Raw genomic sequence first — 16,039 nt, 5'->3', positions numbered from 1 at the left:
AATATGGAATTAACATTTTATACATTAAGAGGGGTCGCTGGTGCAATAGTAAATCCAGGATTAATGATTGTACTAATCTTTTTAGGGATAATATTATATTTTAAAAATAGAAATTTGGTTATGATGCAAAGATTAATTCTAGGGGACAATATAAACACTCCTCTAGAACTAACTTTATCACAAATTGTATTAGGAATAATAGCAGGTGCAATAGGCAGTGTTATACTTAGCATATTAGGAATAAGATTTTGGGAAAACTCAGGTATAATATATTTATTTATGATTTCAATAATTTTAATGTTTGTAAAACCAAGATTTATATGTTTTTCTTATTCTGGAGCTATATTAGGAATTATAAGTATAGCAATTAGTCTATTATCAAATGTATTTCCGTCATTAAAGAGTACTACAATTTTCAATATTGATATAATATATCTTATGACATTTATAGGTGTATTACATATTGTTGAAGGTTTTTTAGTAATGATAGATGGAGATAGAGGTTCTATTCCTATTTTTAGTAACAAAAATGGAAAGATAATAGGTGGATTTTCTCTTAATAGATATTGGGTTTTATCTATAGCAATATTAATATTAGCGTTGTCTAATAATGATACAAGCAATTACATAACAACAACTATATCAACACCTAAAGGATGGCCATTTATAAGTGGAAATTTAACAAATAAATTATTAGAATTAAGCACAATATCAATAATGCCATTTTATGCTGTAATAGGTTATTCATCAATTACATTTACAAAAAGTAAAAAAGAAAAAGCTGTTCACTCAGGACTTTCTATATTATTTTATGGAATATGTTTAACTTTAATAGCTCAAATTGCAAGATTTGGACTTGGTTTTGAAATAGTAGCAATAATATTTGCTCCACTTGCACATGAAGTGATGTTAAAAATCCAAAGAGATAACGAAAATAAACAAGAGCCTAAATTCATTAGCGATGAAGAAGGACTAGTTGTATTGGAAGTTGTTCCTAGAGGTATAGCATATAATTTAGGAATAAAGCCAGGAAATAAGTTAATCTCAGTGAATAATAGTGTTGTAAATTCTGAAGCAGATGTACTTATTATTTTAAAAGAAAATTTTTACAATGTTACTTTTAAAATTAAAGACTTAAGTGGAATAATAAAAGAAATACCAGTTAAAACTAGTAAAGGTAAGAGACTTGGTATGCTTTTAGTTCCAAGAACAATAAAAGAACAAGATAAAATATGTATAAAAGAAAATAAGTTTTCTAAAATATTAAAAAATGTAAAAGAAAAACACTAGTAGTTTTATTTTATAAGTTGAAAAACAGTTGATATTTTAGTGTAATTTCAATGCTAGATCGCAATTATATTAAAATATCAACATTAATGTAAAACAGCAACTATATAATATAAAGCCAGTAATTCTTATTGAATTTACTGGCTTTTTTCTTTAATAATTGGCTGTATTTAAAACATAGCCTAATAATTTATAAAATCTTTGAAAATTGAAAAAACTAATAATTTAGAATACTTTAATTTAGAATTAAAAATCAAGTATTAGAAGTAGAGAATTAACTTTGTTGATGAATTATTGAATGAGTTTATGTTGACTTAGGTTATAATGAAAAGTAAAATATAATAAAATGCATACGAATGTTTGTTCGCAAAAAAGAGGTGTTAATTATGGGAGAATTTAAAATACATTCAAAATTTAAACCTATGGGGGATCAGCCACAAGCTATTGATACTATATTAAAGTCAATAAAACAAGGTAATGAGTTTCAAACTTTATTAGGAGTAACTGGATCTGGTAAGACATTTACTATGGCCAATATAATAGAAAATTTACAAAGACCAACTCTAATTTTGGCTCATAATAAGACTCTTGCAGCTCAATTATGTTCTGAATTTAAAGAGTTTTTTCCAGAAAACATAGTTGAGTACTTTGTATCTTATTATGACTACTATCAACCAGAAGCATATGTACCACAAACTGATACTTTCATTGAAAAAGATGCATCTATAAATGATGAGATAGATAAGCTTAGGCATTCAGCTACATCAGCACTTTTTGAAAGAAGAGATGTAATTATAGTGGCATCAGTTTCTTGTATATATGGACTTGGTAATCCTGATGAATATAAAAAATTAACTATAAGTTTAAGAAAAGGAATGCAAAAAGAGAGAGATGAGATAATAAAAAAACTCATAGAGATTCAATATGAAAGAAATGATATAGATTTTTCAAGAGGAACATTTAGGGTAAGAGGAGACTTATTGGATATCATTCCATCATCAACTTCTAGTAAAGGTATAAGAATAGAATTTTTTGGTGATGAAATTGATAGGATAAGAGAATTTGATGTGTTAACGGGAACAATAATAGGGGAAAGAAATCATGTTTCGATTTTCCCAGCATCTCACTTTGCAACTTCAAAAGAAACTGTAGAGAGATCATTAGGTGAAATAGAGAATGAATTAGAAAATAGACTTAGAGAATTGAATTCACAAGAAAAGTTATTAGAAGCTCAAAGATTAAGACAAAGAACAAACTTTGATATAGAAATGATAAGAGAAATGGGTTATTGTAGCGGAATAGAAAATTATTCTAGAATTTTAGATGGAAGAGCACCAGGTACACCGCCAAAGACATTAATAGATTATTTTCCAGAAGATTTTTTATTATTTATAGATGAAAGTCATGTTACATTACCTCAGGTAAGAGCAATGTATGCTGGAGATAGGTCAAGAAAAAATACGTTAGTTGATTATGGATTTAGATTACCATGTGCTTATGATAATAGACCACTAAAGTTTGAAGAATTTGAAAAAAAGATAAATCAAGTCATGTTTGTTAGTGCAACACCAGCACAATATGAATTAGATCATTCACAGTCTATAGCGGAGCAAGTTATAAGACCAACTGGATTGTTAGATCCTGAAATTGTTATAAAACCAGTAAAAGGTCAAATTGATGATTTATATACAGAAATTCAGGAAACAATATCAAGAGGATATAGAATATTAATTACAACATTAACTAAAAGAATGGCAGAAGATTTAACTAAATATATGATTGAACTAGGTGTAAAAGCCACTTATATGCATTCTGATATTGACACTATCGAAAGAATGAAAATTATTAGAGACTTAAGACTTGGTGAATACGATGTTTTAGTTGGAATAAATCTTTTAAGAGAAGGATTAGATATACCAGAAGTTGCACTAGTTGCAATTTTAGATGCCGATAAAGAAGGATTTTTAAGATCTGAAACTTCTTTAATTCAAACAATAGGAAGAGCCGCTAGAAACTCAGAAAGTAAAGTAATAATGTATGCAGACAATATTACAAAATCAATGAAAAAGGCCATTAGTGAAACTGAAAGAAGAAGAAAAATACAAACACAGTATAATGAAGAGCACGGAATAATACCACAAACAATTAATAAAGAGGTTAGAGATGTAATAGAGGCTACTAAAGTAGCAGAAGAATCAACAGAATATGGCGTTGAAGAAACAAAATCTTTAACTAAGAAAGAAATAAAGAAACTTATAAAAGAATATACAGACGAAATGAAGCTTGCAGCTAAAAATCTTCAATTTGAAAGAGCAGCACAGTTAAGAGATAAGATAGAAGAATTAAAAAGAAAAGAGGGATAAGATGAATGATAAGATAATAATTAAAGGTGCAAAAGTTAATAATTTAAAAAATGTGAGTTTAGAGATACCAAGAGATAAATTAATAGTATTTACAGGATTATCAGGCTCTGGGAAATCCTCTTTAGCTTTTGATACATTATATGCAGAAGGGCAAAGAAGGTATGTTGAATCACTATCTTCTTATGCTAGGCAATTTTTAGGACAGATGGATAAGCCAGATGTTGAATATATAGAAGGATTATCTCCAGCTATATCAATAGATCAAAAAACTACAAGTAAAAATCCAAGATCTACTGTTGGAACTATAACAGAAATATATGACTATTTAAGATTACTATATGCAAGAGTAGGCATTCCGCATTGTCCTAAGTGTGGTAAGGAAATTTCTAAACAATCTGTGGATCAAATAGTGGATAAAATAATATCTTATGGGGATAAAACTAAAATTCAAATTTTAGCTCCAATAGTTCGTGGAAGAAAAGGAACTCATGAAAAGATATTAGAAAATATTAAAAAGAATGGTTTTATAAGAGCTAGAATTGATGGAGAAATGTATGATTTAACTGAAGAAGAGGTTAAACTAGATAAAAATAAAAAACATAATATTGAAGCTATTATAGATAGAATAGTAATAAAGGAAGATATTGAAAAAAGAATTACTGATTCTATAGAAATGGCATTAAAGCTTGCTGATGGTTTAGTTATAGCTAATGTAGTTGGTAAAGAGGATATATTATTTAGTGAAAATTTTGCTTGTCCAGATTGTAGTATTAGTATAGATGAATTAGCACCAAGACTATTTTCTTTTAACTCACCTTTTGGAAAATGTGATTGTTGTGATGGTTTAGGAACTTTATTTGAATTTGATGAAGATTTAGTTATACCTAATAAAGAGTTAAGTATTATGGATGGCGCAGTAGCAAGTTGGGGTGCAGGTAGACTAAAAGAAGAATCGTGGACATTTGCTATATTAAAGGCATTAGAAAGAGAATATGATTTACGACTTAATGTACCAATAAAAGATTTAAGTAAAGAAGAATTGAATTTATTATTGTATGGTACAGATGGAAAGAGAATCAAAGTTGATTATGTAAAAGAAGGTGTAAAGGCTACTTATAATTATTCTTATGATGGAGAGATAAATTCTTTAAAAAGAAGATATAGAGAGACTAACTCAGATTACATAAAGAATGAAATAGAACAATACATGAGTGATAGTTATTGTCCTAAATGTAAGGGAGCAAGGTTGAAGAAAGAAGCCTTATCTGTTAAGGTAGGTGAAAAAAATATATATGAATTTACTACAATGCCAATAAATGAAGAGTTGGAATTTTTAAATAGTTTAGAATTTTCACCTAAAAATAAGATAATAAGTGAACAAGTCGTAAAAGAAATTAGAAATAGACTTCAGTTTTTACTTGATGTAGGATTAGATTATTTAAATTTATCAAGAAAAGCTGGTACTTTATCAGGCGGAGAATCTCAAAGAATAAGATTAGCAACACAAATTGGATCATCACTTATGGGCGTTTTATATATATTAGATGAACCAAGTATCGGTTTGCATCAAAGAGACAATGATAGACTTATAAGTACCTTGAAAAATTTAAGAGATGTAGGAAATACAGTTATTGTAGTTGAACATGATGAAGATACAATAATGGAAGCTGATTGTATTGTTGATATTGGACCAAGAGCAGGAGAACATGGTGGAGAAGTCGTTGCAGTAGGAACTGTAGATGAAATTAAATCATGTAAAGAATCAATAACAGGTCAATATTTAAGAGGTGAAAAGTATGTTGAAATTCCTAAGGAAAGAAGAAAAGGAAATGGAAAAGAAATAAAGGTAATAGGTGCAAAGGAAAATAATTTAAAGAATATAACTGCATCAATTCCTTTAGAAACTTTAACAATAGTAACTGGAGTTTCAGGGTCAGGAAAAAGTACATTTGTTAATGAAATCTTATATAAAGGATTAAACAGATTAATAAATAAAAGCAAAAATCCAATAGGAAACCACAAAGAGATATTAGGTTATGAAAATATAGATAAAATCATAGATATAGATCAAAGCCCAATAGGGAGAACTCCAAGATCAAATCCTGCAACTTATACAGGAACTTTTGATGTAATAAGAGAATTATTTTCTCAAACTAATGAAGCTAAAATGAGAGGTTATAAGCAAGGAAGATTTAGTTTTAATGTTAAAGGTGGAAGATGTGAAGCTTGTTCTGGTGATGGAATAATAAAAATTGAAATGCAATTTTTATCAGATGTTTATGTACCTTGTGAAGTATGTAAAGGAAAAAGATATAATAGAGAAACTTTAGAGGTAAAATACAAAGGTAAAAATATAGATGACGTTTTAAATATGACTGTAGAAGAAGCATTAGAGTTCTTTGAAAATATACCGAGAATAAAGAATAAATTAAAAACATTAAATGATGTTGGATTAGGATATATTAGATTAGGTCAACCGTCTACTCAATTATCAGGTGGAGAAGCTCAAAGAATTAAACTTGCATCAGAACTTTCAAAAAGAAGCACAGGAAAAACATTATATATTCTAGATGAACCAACAACTGGTTTACATATAGATGATGTTAATAGACTTATAGAAATATTACAAAGATTAGTTGATGCGGGTAATACAGTTGTTGTTATTGAACATAATATAGATATGATAAAATGTGCTGATTATCTAATAGATTTAGGTCCAGAGGGCGGAGATAAAGGAGGAACTATTGTAAAAACAGGAACTCCAGAGCAAATAAGTAAATGTGATAAATCATATACTGGTAAGTATTTAAAGAAATTATTGTAATTTGGTTTTAAGTTATTAATTTTTTATTAAGATATCATCTATGAGCGTTTATAATATAGACATTTGTATACGATAAATTTTACAATATAAATATGATATTAAATATAATGTGAAAATAAATTGATAATTATAGAAAACATAGGAATATTATAAAATAGTACGTTTTACTGATAAAAACAAAATGATATGTTTATAATGTCATAATTACTCTTTTTGTTGTATAATCATTATTATGATGTAGTAAATATGTATTGAGGTGAAGTTATGGATTTTTCAAAAATATCCGCAGGAATATTTGCAGCAATTTTCATTGTGGTTTTATATTTTATAATTTATTATGCATTAAAAATAATGTATAAAGATATAAAAGGTGGAGGAAGAAGAAGAAGACCGACTAATTCTAGAGGTAATTTTGGTTTAGAGGTATTAAAACCGGGCGAGTCTACTGATTTAAAAGAAGGTTCGGTAATTCCAATAAGAAACGATTTAACTGTTGGAAGAAAAGAAGAAAATTCTATTTCCCTTTCGGATCAGCACGTTTCAGGTAATCATGCGAGAGTATTTGTAAGAAATACTGGATTGTTTATTGAAGATTTAAATAGTACAAATGGGACTTATGTTAATGGAAATAAAATAAAAGGTAAACAAAAGTTATCTAACAAAGATGAAATAAGAATAGGTACTTCTACATTTAAAGTTCTAAGCTAGAGATTTAGCGGATGAGGTGAGATAGTGAGACGAAAAGGTGATACTAAGTTAATGATATTAACTTATATATTGTGCATGGCTCTTTTTGTGAATTTAGCAATTTTAAAAGATCCTATAGATAAGGGTGCCATATATATGGGTGCAATAATATGTGTGTTAATAACAGTAGCTAAGATTTTAATGAATAAGTTTTATCCTAATGGAGATAAATTTTTATTTATATTTTCATGTATATTGTCAGTTATAGGTATAGCTGTATTATATAGATTAGATGTTACAGTAGCTATAAAACAATTAATATGGGTTATAGCAGGGATTGTAATATATATGTTTATAGTACTTTCAATACCTGATATACGGGAGTTTGTAAAATATAAAAATGTATTCTTAATTATAACATTAATGTTAATGCCATTAGCATTAATGTTTGGTTCGAAAATATATGGAGCTACTAACTGGGTATTTATTGGAGGAATGGGCTTTCAACCGTCGGAATTTGGAAAGGTAGCATTTGTACTGTATCTTGCTGCAGCACTTCAAAACTATGAAGATAAAAATAATATAAAAGAGGATTTTAAACAACTTTGGGAACCGGCTTTGGTAGTTATGTTTTCATTAGGGTGTATGGTTCTTCAAAAAGATTTAGGATCAGCTTTAATATTCTTTGGAATAGCAATTACAATGCTTTATGTTGGAACAGGAAAAAAGAAATATGTAATAATAAGTTTAATTCTATTTTTAGTAGGTGCTTTTATTGCTTATAAGTTATTTGGTCATGTGAGACAAAGAGTAGAAATTTGGAGAGATCCTTGGAGTGATACAACTGGTCAAGGATATCAGATAGTTGAAGGAATGTATGCTATAGCATCAGGAGGATTATTTGGCAGTGGTCTTGGTCAAGGATATCCAGGATTTGTTCCAGTTAATACTTCGGATTTTATATTTGCAGTAATTTGTGAAGAACTTGGAATAATAATAGGTCTTGGAGTTATGATTATATATTTCTTAATGTTCTATAGAGGAATGAGAAGTGCTGTTTTTATAAAAGATAGATTTTCTCAATTAACTGCAGTTGGTTTTAGTGCCATGATAGCTTGTCAAGTATTAGTTATCATAGGTGGGGTTTTTGCGGTAATACCATTAACAGGTATAACCTTACCCCTTGTTAGTTATGGTGGTTCCTCAGTTATAACCATGTTTTTTGCGCTTTCAATACTGCAAAAAATATCAGAGGAGGACTAACTATGAAGGATATTTCAGATAGTGTAAAAAAAGTGATGATAGTTTTTCTATTTTGTTTCGTAGCTCTTATTTCTTATATAGCATATTTTCAAGTTTTTAATGCTCCGAAAATAGCAGAGCAACAAGGAAATAAAAGATTAAGTGCAAGAAGAAATGAAGTACTTAGAGGAACTATATATGATAGAAATGACAATGCTTTAACTAAAAGTGAAAAGAATAATGCTCTTACTCAGAAAAGAGAATATATATATGGTGATTTATATACTCATGCTTTAGGATACGTAGATCCAATATATAGAGCTACAGGCCTAGAAGCAGCATATGATAAAGAATTATCAGAGTATAGCTCTATTGGTAATACATTTTTAAACTTAACTAAAGATTTTTCAATGGATAATTTAAAGGATGCTTTTAAGCAGAGAAAAAAAGAAGAAAATAAAATAGGTAATAGTATAATAACTACTTTAAATACCAATATTCAGAAGGTAGCTTATGATGCTCTTGGAAAGAATAAAGGTGCAGTAGTTGCATTAGACCCTAAAACAGGGGAAGTTCTTGCAATGGTATCAAAGCCAACATATGATCCAAATAATTTAGAGGCAGCAATGAAAGCAGCTAATGAAGGAAGTGCGGATGATAGTCCACTTATAAATAGAGCGACTGGGGGATTATATCCACCAGGCTCAACATTTAAAACAGTTACTCTTACAAGTGCTTTAGAAAATATAGCAGGAATAACTAATAGACAATTCCAAGATGATGGTAAGCTTGTATTCAATGATAGTCATTCATTAAGCAATGCAGGTGGAGCAGCTTATGGAAGCTTGGATTTAAAAAATGCATTTAGAGTGTCAAGTAACGTTGTCTTTGGTGGTTTAGCAATGGAATTAGGCAATGATAAATTGAAATCTACAGCAGAAAAATTTGGATTTAATAATTCTATAGAAGCTGATGGATTTACAATACAAAAAAGTCAATTTCCAACACTAAAAAGTTATGAAGTTGGAAGTATAGCACAAACAGGAATAGGTCAAAGTAGTATATTATCTACGCCTATGCAAATGGCTTTAGTATCTAGCACAATAGCTAATGATGGAGCTATGATGAAACCTAAATTAGTTAATAAAGTTATTGATAAGGATGGAAATACAGTAAAAACAGTAAATCCTGAAAAATTAAAACAAGTTATGGATGCAAATGAAGCTGCTATAATAACAGATTATATGAAAAATTTAGTTGATTCTAAATTAAATAGTAGTTGGAGTATATTTAGAGGTACAGAAACTTGTGGTAAAACAGGAACAGCAGATTATCAATTACCAAATGGCCAAGATGCTAAACCACATTCATGGTTCATAGGTTTTGCACCAGAGAATAATCCTAAAGTTGCAATAGCTGTTATTGTTGAAAATGGTGGATATGGATCAGGAGTCGCAGCCCAAGTTGCAGGTGAAGTTATACAATCTGCATTATCAAATCAAAAATAAAAGAATAAGTTCTGTTTTAAATTTATGTTTATATATGAATAAGTATAGTCCAATTTTATCTATTACATAATTAACACATATTTAAAACAAAGCTAAAATTAAATATATTTAACTAACGCTATGTCTAGATGGTGTGTATAATGTAACACTATCTAGACATAGCGTTAACTAAATGTTGATATTGTAATATCGATAGTATATTATAATATCAACATTATTAGAATACAGAAAAATATAATTTGCGGAGGTGATGATAATATTTGACTTTAAAAATCAACTTAAAATTTTACCAGATAAGCCTGGGGTATATTTAATGAAGAATTCTCTTGGTGAAGTTATTTATGTTGGAAAAGCAAAAATACTTAAAAATAGAGTAAGACAATACTTTCAAAATTCAAAAAATCATTCTGAAAAAGTAAAAGCTATGGTAAAGAATATTGCAGAATTTGAATATATAATCACTGACTCAGAAATGGAAGCATTAATATTAGAATGTAATCTAATAAAAAAATATAGTCCAAGATATAACATACTTTTAAAGGATGATAAGTTTTACCCGTTTATAAAAGTTACTATAAACGAAGAATTTCCTAAAATTTTTATTACTAGAAAATATGCAAAAGATGGTAATAAATATTTTGGACCATACACTAATATAGCTTCTGTTTATGAAACTATGAACTTAATAAAAAAAATATTTCCAATAAGAACATGTAAGAAAGCTATAACAGAAGGTGGTAATCCAACTAGACCATGTTTAAATTATCATATAAAAAAATGCAATGCACCTTGTGCAGGATACATATCTAAAGAAGAATATAGAAATATGATAAGTGAAGTAATGGAACTTTTAAGTGGAAAGAATAAAGATTTAGTAAATAAACTTCAAAAAGATATGGAGAATGCTTCACAAAACTTGGAATTTGAAAAGGCAGCTTCATTGAGGGATAAAATAATAGCTATAGATAATATAGTAGAAAAACAAAAGATCTTTAAATCTCAAGAAGGAGACGAAGATTTTATTAATTTGTATAAAGATGAAAAAGATTGTTGTGTTCAAGTATTCTTTCTTAGAGGTGGAAAAGTTACTGGCAGAGAACATTTTATATTGGAAAATAGTACATATCAAGAGGAAAGTAGTATTCTATCTCAGTTTATGATTTCTTTTTATGGGGGAACGCCTAAAGTACCTAAACATATTTATATCCCTAAAGAACAAGATACTGAAATTTTAGAAGAATTTTTAAAAATAAAAAGAGGTTCTAAAGTTAATGTTAAAGTGCCTAAAAAGGGAAGTAAAAAAGAAATGTTAGAATTAGTAAAAAATAATGCAAAGCTTACTTTAGAACAATTTAAAGAAAAGTTATTAATGGACAAGGAAATAAATAGAGGGTGTTTAGAAGAACTGAAGGAACTTTTGAATTTAGATGATATACCAAATAGAATAGAGTCTTTTGATATATCTAATATACAAGGAGTAGATTCAGTTGGTTCTATGATAGTCTTTGAAAATGGAAAAGCCAAGAATAGTGATTATAGAAGGTTTAGTATAAAATATGTTAAAAATGGTAATGAATATGATAGCATGAGAGAAATTTTAGAAAGAAGATTTACTCATGGATTAAAAGAAGTAAAAGAAATACAAGAGAGAAATCTTAAGTTTTCAAATGGAAAGTTCTCTAATTTTCCAGATCTAATTATGATGGATGGTGGAAAAGGTCAAGTTAATGTAGCTAAAGAGGTATTAAATAAGTTGGATATAAAGATACCTGTATGCGGATTAGTTAAAGATGATCACCATTCAACTAGAGGGATTATTTATAATAACGAAGAGATTATTATAAATAGAAGCTCAAATCTTATGCAATTTATAAGAAGAGTACAAGATGAAGTTCATAGATTCGCAATAACATATCATAGAAGTTTGAGAGATAAGAGAACACTACATTCAATATTAGAAGATATACCTAATATTGGTGCAAAAAGAAGAAGAGCGTTACTTATGAAATTTGGAAGTGTTGAGAATATAAAAAATGCTAAATTAGAAGAATTATTATCTACAGAATCAATAGATAATAAGGCTGCAGATAGTATTATATCTTATTTTAAAAAACATGAACATAATTCATAATTTATGCTATAATAATACGGAAATAATAATATTTACTTAAAAAATCAATATAAGTATTTGAGGAGTTTTATCATGAATCAAAATAAAAACTATAGAGTTTTATTTAGCAATTTATACAAAGATACACAAATGCAAGAAAATGCAAAAATGAGTGAGCATATAAATTTTAGAGTTGGGGGACCAGTAGATATACTTTTAACTCCAAATACTAAAGAACAAATAGTAGAAACAATAAAGATATGTAAAGAAAATAAGATACCTTTTTATGTTCTAGGAAATGGATCTAATGTTTTAGTTAAAGATTCTGGAATAAGAGGAGTTGTTATAAAGTTATCTGAATTTAATAATATAGTTAGAGATGGAAATATAATAAAAGCAGAAAGTGGTGCGTTATTAAAAGATGTATCAGCTGAAGCTTTGAAAGCATCATTAACTGGATTTGAATTTGCATGTGGAATCCCAGGTAGTGTAGGTGGAGCTGTGTTTATGAATGCAGGTGCTTACGATGGAGAGGTTTCTTTTGTAATTAAAGAAGCAGAAGTTATGGATGAAGAGGGAAATATAATAACTCTGTCAAAAGAGGAATTAAAATTAGGCTATAGAACATCAATAATAATGAAAAAAAATTATATAATAATAAGTGCGACTTTCTGTTTTGAATCTGGAGAGAAAGATAAAATCGAAGGAAGAGTTTCGGAATTAACTAATAAGAGAGAAGAAAAGCAACCTTTAGAATTCCCATCTGCAGGTAGTACATTCAAAAGACCAGAAGGTCATTTTGCTGGTAAGTTAATTCAAGATGCAGGATTAAAAGGTTTTACTTTAGGTGGAGCTGCTGTATCAGGCAAACATTGTGGTTTTATAATAAACAAAGGGAATGCTACAGCTAAGGATATTCTAGATTTAATAGAATATGTTCAAAAAGAAGTAAAGAAGCAATTTGATGTAGATTTATATCCAGAAGTTAGAATAATAGGTGAAGATTAATCATATAATATTTAAAAAAATAAAGAACTCAAAAGCGTTAATGCTTTTGAGTTCTTTATTTTTAAAAAAGGCTATGTTTTAGCAGCATGTTGATATATGCCACTTTACCTATTGCATATATCAACATGCATTTAAAACAGAGCCTAAAAAACTCTATATTGGAATTTTTAAAGTATTATTTAGTAGAAAATGTAGAATTTTTAAAGATTGAAAGGCTGATGAAATTTAAGGTTATGGATATATTTTTCAATTGACAATGAACAATTGACAATTTAGGATGAAATCACAATATGATTTCTAAATATATATTTTTTAAGAAAGCCGGTGGCTTTCAACCACAATTGTCCACTGTCAATTGTAAATTGTTCATTGAAGGGTGGTGTAGCCACTTTTGTTCATGTATAGGAAATTATAGAATTTTTGAAGCTTGAAAGGCTGATGAAATCTAAGGTTATGAATATATGTTTGAATTGACAATGAACAATTGACAATTTAGGATGAAATCACAATGTGATTTCTAAATATATATTTTTTAAGAAAGCCAGCGGCTTTCAACCACAATTGTCCATTGTCAATTGTAAATTGTTCATTGAAGGGTGGCGTAGCCACTTTTGTTCTTATAATATTGATAAAACATTTAATTAAAAACAGTCATAGAACTTTTTTTATTACAATGTATACTCTATAATATGTTATAATTTTAAGATGATAGTTATTAAATAAGTTATCGTTTATAGATAAGGAGGTCTTATTAGATGAGATTTGTGATAGTTACAGGATTATCAGGTGCAGGTAAAACACAAGCAACTAGAAGTTTAGAAGACTTAGGATATTTTTGTGTTGATAATTTGCCACCTAAATTAATAAATAAATTTGCAGAGTTATGTTCTCAAAGCGATGGGAAAATTGATAAAGTTGCATTAGTAATTGATATAAGAGGAGGAGTCTTCTTTGATGATTTATTTGAAACTTTAAATTACTTAAAGGAAAATGAATTTAAATATGAAATATTATTTTTAGATGCCTCAGATGAAGTTCTTATAAAGAGGTTTAAAGAATCAAGAAGAAGTCATCCATTATCACCAGATGGTAGAGTTTTAAATGGAATAATTCAAGAAAGAAGCAAATTAAGAGAAATTAAAGACAGAGCAGATATAATAATTGATACATCAAAATATGCTATAAGAGATTTAAGAGAAAAGATGAATGAACATTATGGGGATAATATTGAATCAGAAAAGCAATTATCAATTACTGTATTAAGCTTTGGATTCAAATATGGTATACCAGTGGATTCAGATTTAGTATTTGATGTAAGGTTTATACCAAATCCATTTTATATACCTGAACTTAAACAATATTCAGGTAATGATAAATCAGTAAAAGATTATGTACTAAAGCAAGAAGAAACTATTACTTTTGTAGAAAAGTTACAGGATATGCTTGAATATTTAGTACCTAATTATATAAAAGAGGGAAAAAGACAACTTATAATTTCTATAGGATGCACAGGGGGAAGACATCGTTCTGTAGCAATTGCTAATGAGATTCATGAAAGATTAAATAAAGGAAATTACAAAGCAAAGATAGAGCATAGAGATGTTGGTGAAGATCTTCATAGAGGAGAAAAGAAACTATGAGGATAAAGGAATTAATTAAACCGGGAATCAAAGTTAAGAGGTGGCTCTTCTTTGGTATATTTGGGATATTATTAATTGCATTCGGATTTACAGAATTAGTAACTCATAGAGTATATGATTTATATTATAAAATATTTTATGTATTTTTAAATATTACAGGAATTTTTGTTTTGTATATTTCGGTAACTGAAAGTATGAAATCAATAATAGCATTAGTAAATAGAGGATATATAAAAGTATCTTTTGACAGTAAAAAGATAGAAAGTTTTATAGAGGAAAAGAGATTATTAATAAAGGGACCTAAGATAGTAGTTATAGGAGGCGGAACAGGCCTCTCTACTATGCTTAGGGGACTTAAGTACTATACATCTAATATAACTGCAATAGTAACAGTTGCTGATGATGGTGGTGGATCTGGAGACTTAAGAGAAGACTTAGGAATGCTTCCACCAGGAGATATAAGAAACTGTATATTAGCTTTAGCAGATACAGAGCCTATAATGGAGAATTTACTTCAATATAGATTTAAAGAAGGAAAACTGAAGAACCAAAGTTTTGGTAATTTATTTTTAGCAGCAATGGATGGCATTTCTGATAATTTTGAAGAAGCGGTACAAAAAATGAGTTCTGTATTAGCAGTTACAGGAAAAGTTGTTCCAGTAACTTTAGATAATATGGAACTTGAAGCAACCCTTAAAAATGGAAAAGTGATTAGGGGAGAATCTCAAATACCGGAAGAAGCTATAAAACAAAATTCAAAAATAAGAAATTTTAGAATTATACCTGAAAATGCAAAGCCATTAAAAGAAGCTATAGAAGCTATAAGAGAAGCTGATGCCATCGTTATGGGACCAGGAAGCCTTTATACAAGTATAATACCTAATTTATTAGTAAAAGATATAGCAAAAGAAGTAAGAAAAAGCGAGGCATTAAAGTTTTATATATCTAATATAATGACACAGCCAGGTGAAACTACAAAGTTTAAAGTATCAGATCACTTAAAGGTATTACAAAAATATGGTGGTAAAGATATAGTGAATTATGTTATTGCTAATGTTGGTGAAGTGGAAAATGAATTAAAAGAAAAGTATAAATTAGAAGATGCTGAATTAGTTAAACTAGATAGTGAAGCTGTAGATAACTTAGGAATAAAAATAATTGGTGACAATTTAGTTAAAATAAGTAAGGGATTTATAAAGCATGATGCTGATAAATTAGCTCAAGTTTTAGTTGATACTATTATGGAAAAGAAATTGCTATATGATAAGAAAAAGATAATAGAATATATGTATTTATCTCAGCGTATTAAAGAAAGAGTAAAAGAAGAGAAAACTAAATCAATTCTAAAAAAATTATAGATAAGGGGAAAT

10 protein-coding genes are annotated in these 16,039 nt (G+C 28.4%); all 10 read left to right on the top strand.

What is annotated here, in order from left to right:
• Nucleotides 1–3: 3 nt before the first annotated feature.
• The 10 genes from NG904_RS02020 to mgfK all read left to right on the top strand — a co-directional run bounded on the left by NG904_RS02020 (nt 4) and on the right by mgfK (nt 16,027).
• A complete protein-coding gene (locus tag NG904_RS02020) occupies nt 4–1,290 on the top strand; it encodes a PDZ domain-containing protein (protein ID WP_252229458.1) in 1,287 nt (428 codons plus the stop codon).
• A gap of 383 nt (nt 1,291–1,673) precedes the next feature.
• Nucleotides 1,674–3,650 carry an excinuclease ABC subunit UvrB gene (uvrB, locus tag NG904_RS02015; RefSeq protein ID WP_252223984.1) on the top strand — a complete coding sequence of 659 codons (1,977 nt, stop codon included), beginning with the start codon at nt 1,674–1,676 and terminating at the stop codon, nt 3,648–3,650.
• 1 nt (nt 3,651) lies between these two features.
• Nucleotides 3,652–6,474 carry an excinuclease ABC subunit UvrA gene (gene uvrA, locus NG904_RS02010; RefSeq protein WP_252211631.1) on the top strand — a complete coding sequence of 941 codons (2,823 nt, stop codon included), beginning with the start codon at nt 3,652–3,654 and terminating at the stop codon, nt 6,472–6,474.
• Nucleotides 6,475–6,738: 264 nt separating this feature from the next.
• Nucleotides 6,739–7,182, top strand: a complete 444-nt coding sequence (locus tag NG904_RS02005; protein WP_252211632.1) for an FHA domain-containing protein — start codon at nt 6,739–6,741, stop codon at nt 7,180–7,182.
• 51 nt (nt 7,183–7,233) lie between these two features.
• Nucleotides 7,234–8,424: an FtsW/RodA/SpoVE family cell cycle protein gene (locus NG904_RS02000; protein WP_252212086.1), complete on the top strand. Its 1,191-nt coding sequence runs from the start codon at nt 7,234–7,236 to the stop codon at nt 8,422–8,424.
• Nucleotides 8,425–8,426: 2 nt separating this feature from the next.
• A complete protein-coding gene (locus NG904_RS01995) occupies nt 8,427–9,911 on the top strand; it encodes a peptidoglycan D,D-transpeptidase FtsI family protein (protein WP_252211633.1) in 1,485 nt (494 codons plus the stop codon).
• A 256-nt stretch (nt 9,912–10,167) separates the two neighbouring features.
• Nucleotides 10,168–12,042, top strand: a complete 1,875-nt coding sequence (gene uvrC / locus NG904_RS01990) for an excinuclease ABC subunit UvrC (protein ID WP_252212088.1) — start codon at nt 10,168–10,170, stop codon at nt 12,040–12,042.
• A gap of 72 nt (nt 12,043–12,114) precedes the next feature.
• The gene (murB, locus tag NG904_RS01985; RefSeq protein WP_252229456.1) at nt 12,115–13,029 is read left to right on the top strand and encodes a UDP-N-acetylmuramate dehydrogenase; all 915 of its coding nucleotides are present in this window, start codon (nt 12,115–12,117) and stop codon (nt 13,027–13,029) included.
• A 755-nt stretch (nt 13,030–13,784) separates the two neighbouring features.
• The gene (gene rapZ, locus NG904_RS01980; RefSeq protein WP_252229454.1) at nt 13,785–14,669 is read left to right on the top strand and encodes an RNase adapter RapZ; all 885 of its coding nucleotides are present in this window, start codon (nt 13,785–13,787) and stop codon (nt 14,667–14,669) included.
• A complete protein-coding gene (gene mgfK / locus NG904_RS01975; protein WP_252211636.1) occupies nt 14,666–16,027 on the top strand; it encodes a gluconeogenesis morphogenetic factor MgfK in 1,362 nt (453 codons plus the stop codon). Before rapZ ends, mgfK begins: the two co-directional genes overlap by 4 nt.
• The last annotated feature ends 12 nt before the right edge of the window (nt 16,028–16,039 follow it).

Origin of the sequence: Clostridium sp. ZBS15, from assembly GCF_023845705.1 — a bacterium.
In the GTDB taxonomy this organism is placed as follows: Bacteria; Bacillota; Clostridia; order Clostridiales; family Clostridiaceae; genus Clostridium; species Clostridium aquiflavi.
This window is presented reverse-complemented; position numbering and strand designations above follow the sequence as displayed.

Excerpts from the sequence above, each read along its gene's own strand:
- NG904_RS01995 (WP_252211633.1), top strand. The coding sequence starts at position 8,427 with ATGAAGGATATTTCAGATAGTGTAAAAAAAGTGATGATAGTTTTTCTA.
- uvrA (WP_252211631.1), top strand. The coding sequence starts at position 3,652 with ATGAATGATAAGATAATAATTAAAGGTGCAAAAGTTAATAATTTAAAA.
- murB (WP_252229456.1), top strand. The coding sequence starts at position 12,115 with ATGAATCAAAATAAAAACTATAGAGTTTTATTTAGCAATTTATACAAA.
- mgfK (WP_252211636.1), top strand. The coding sequence starts at position 14,666 with ATGAGGATAAAGGAATTAATTAAACCGGGAATCAAAGTTAAGAGGTGG.
- uvrB (WP_252223984.1), top strand. The coding sequence starts at position 1,674 with ATGGGAGAATTTAAAATACATTCAAAATTTAAACCTATGGGGGATCAG.
- rapZ (WP_252229454.1), top strand. The coding sequence starts at position 13,785 with ATGAGATTTGTGATAGTTACAGGATTATCAGGTGCAGGTAAAACACAA.
- NG904_RS02005 (WP_252211632.1), top strand. The coding sequence starts at position 6,739 with ATGGATTTTTCAAAAATATCCGCAGGAATATTTGCAGCAATTTTCATT.
- NG904_RS02000 (WP_252212086.1), top strand. The coding sequence starts at position 7,234 with ATGATATTAACTTATATATTGTGCATGGCTCTTTTTGTGAATTTAGCA.
- NG904_RS02020 (WP_252229458.1), top strand. The coding sequence starts at position 4 with ATGGAATTAACATTTTATACATTAAGAGGGGTCGCTGGTGCAATAGTA.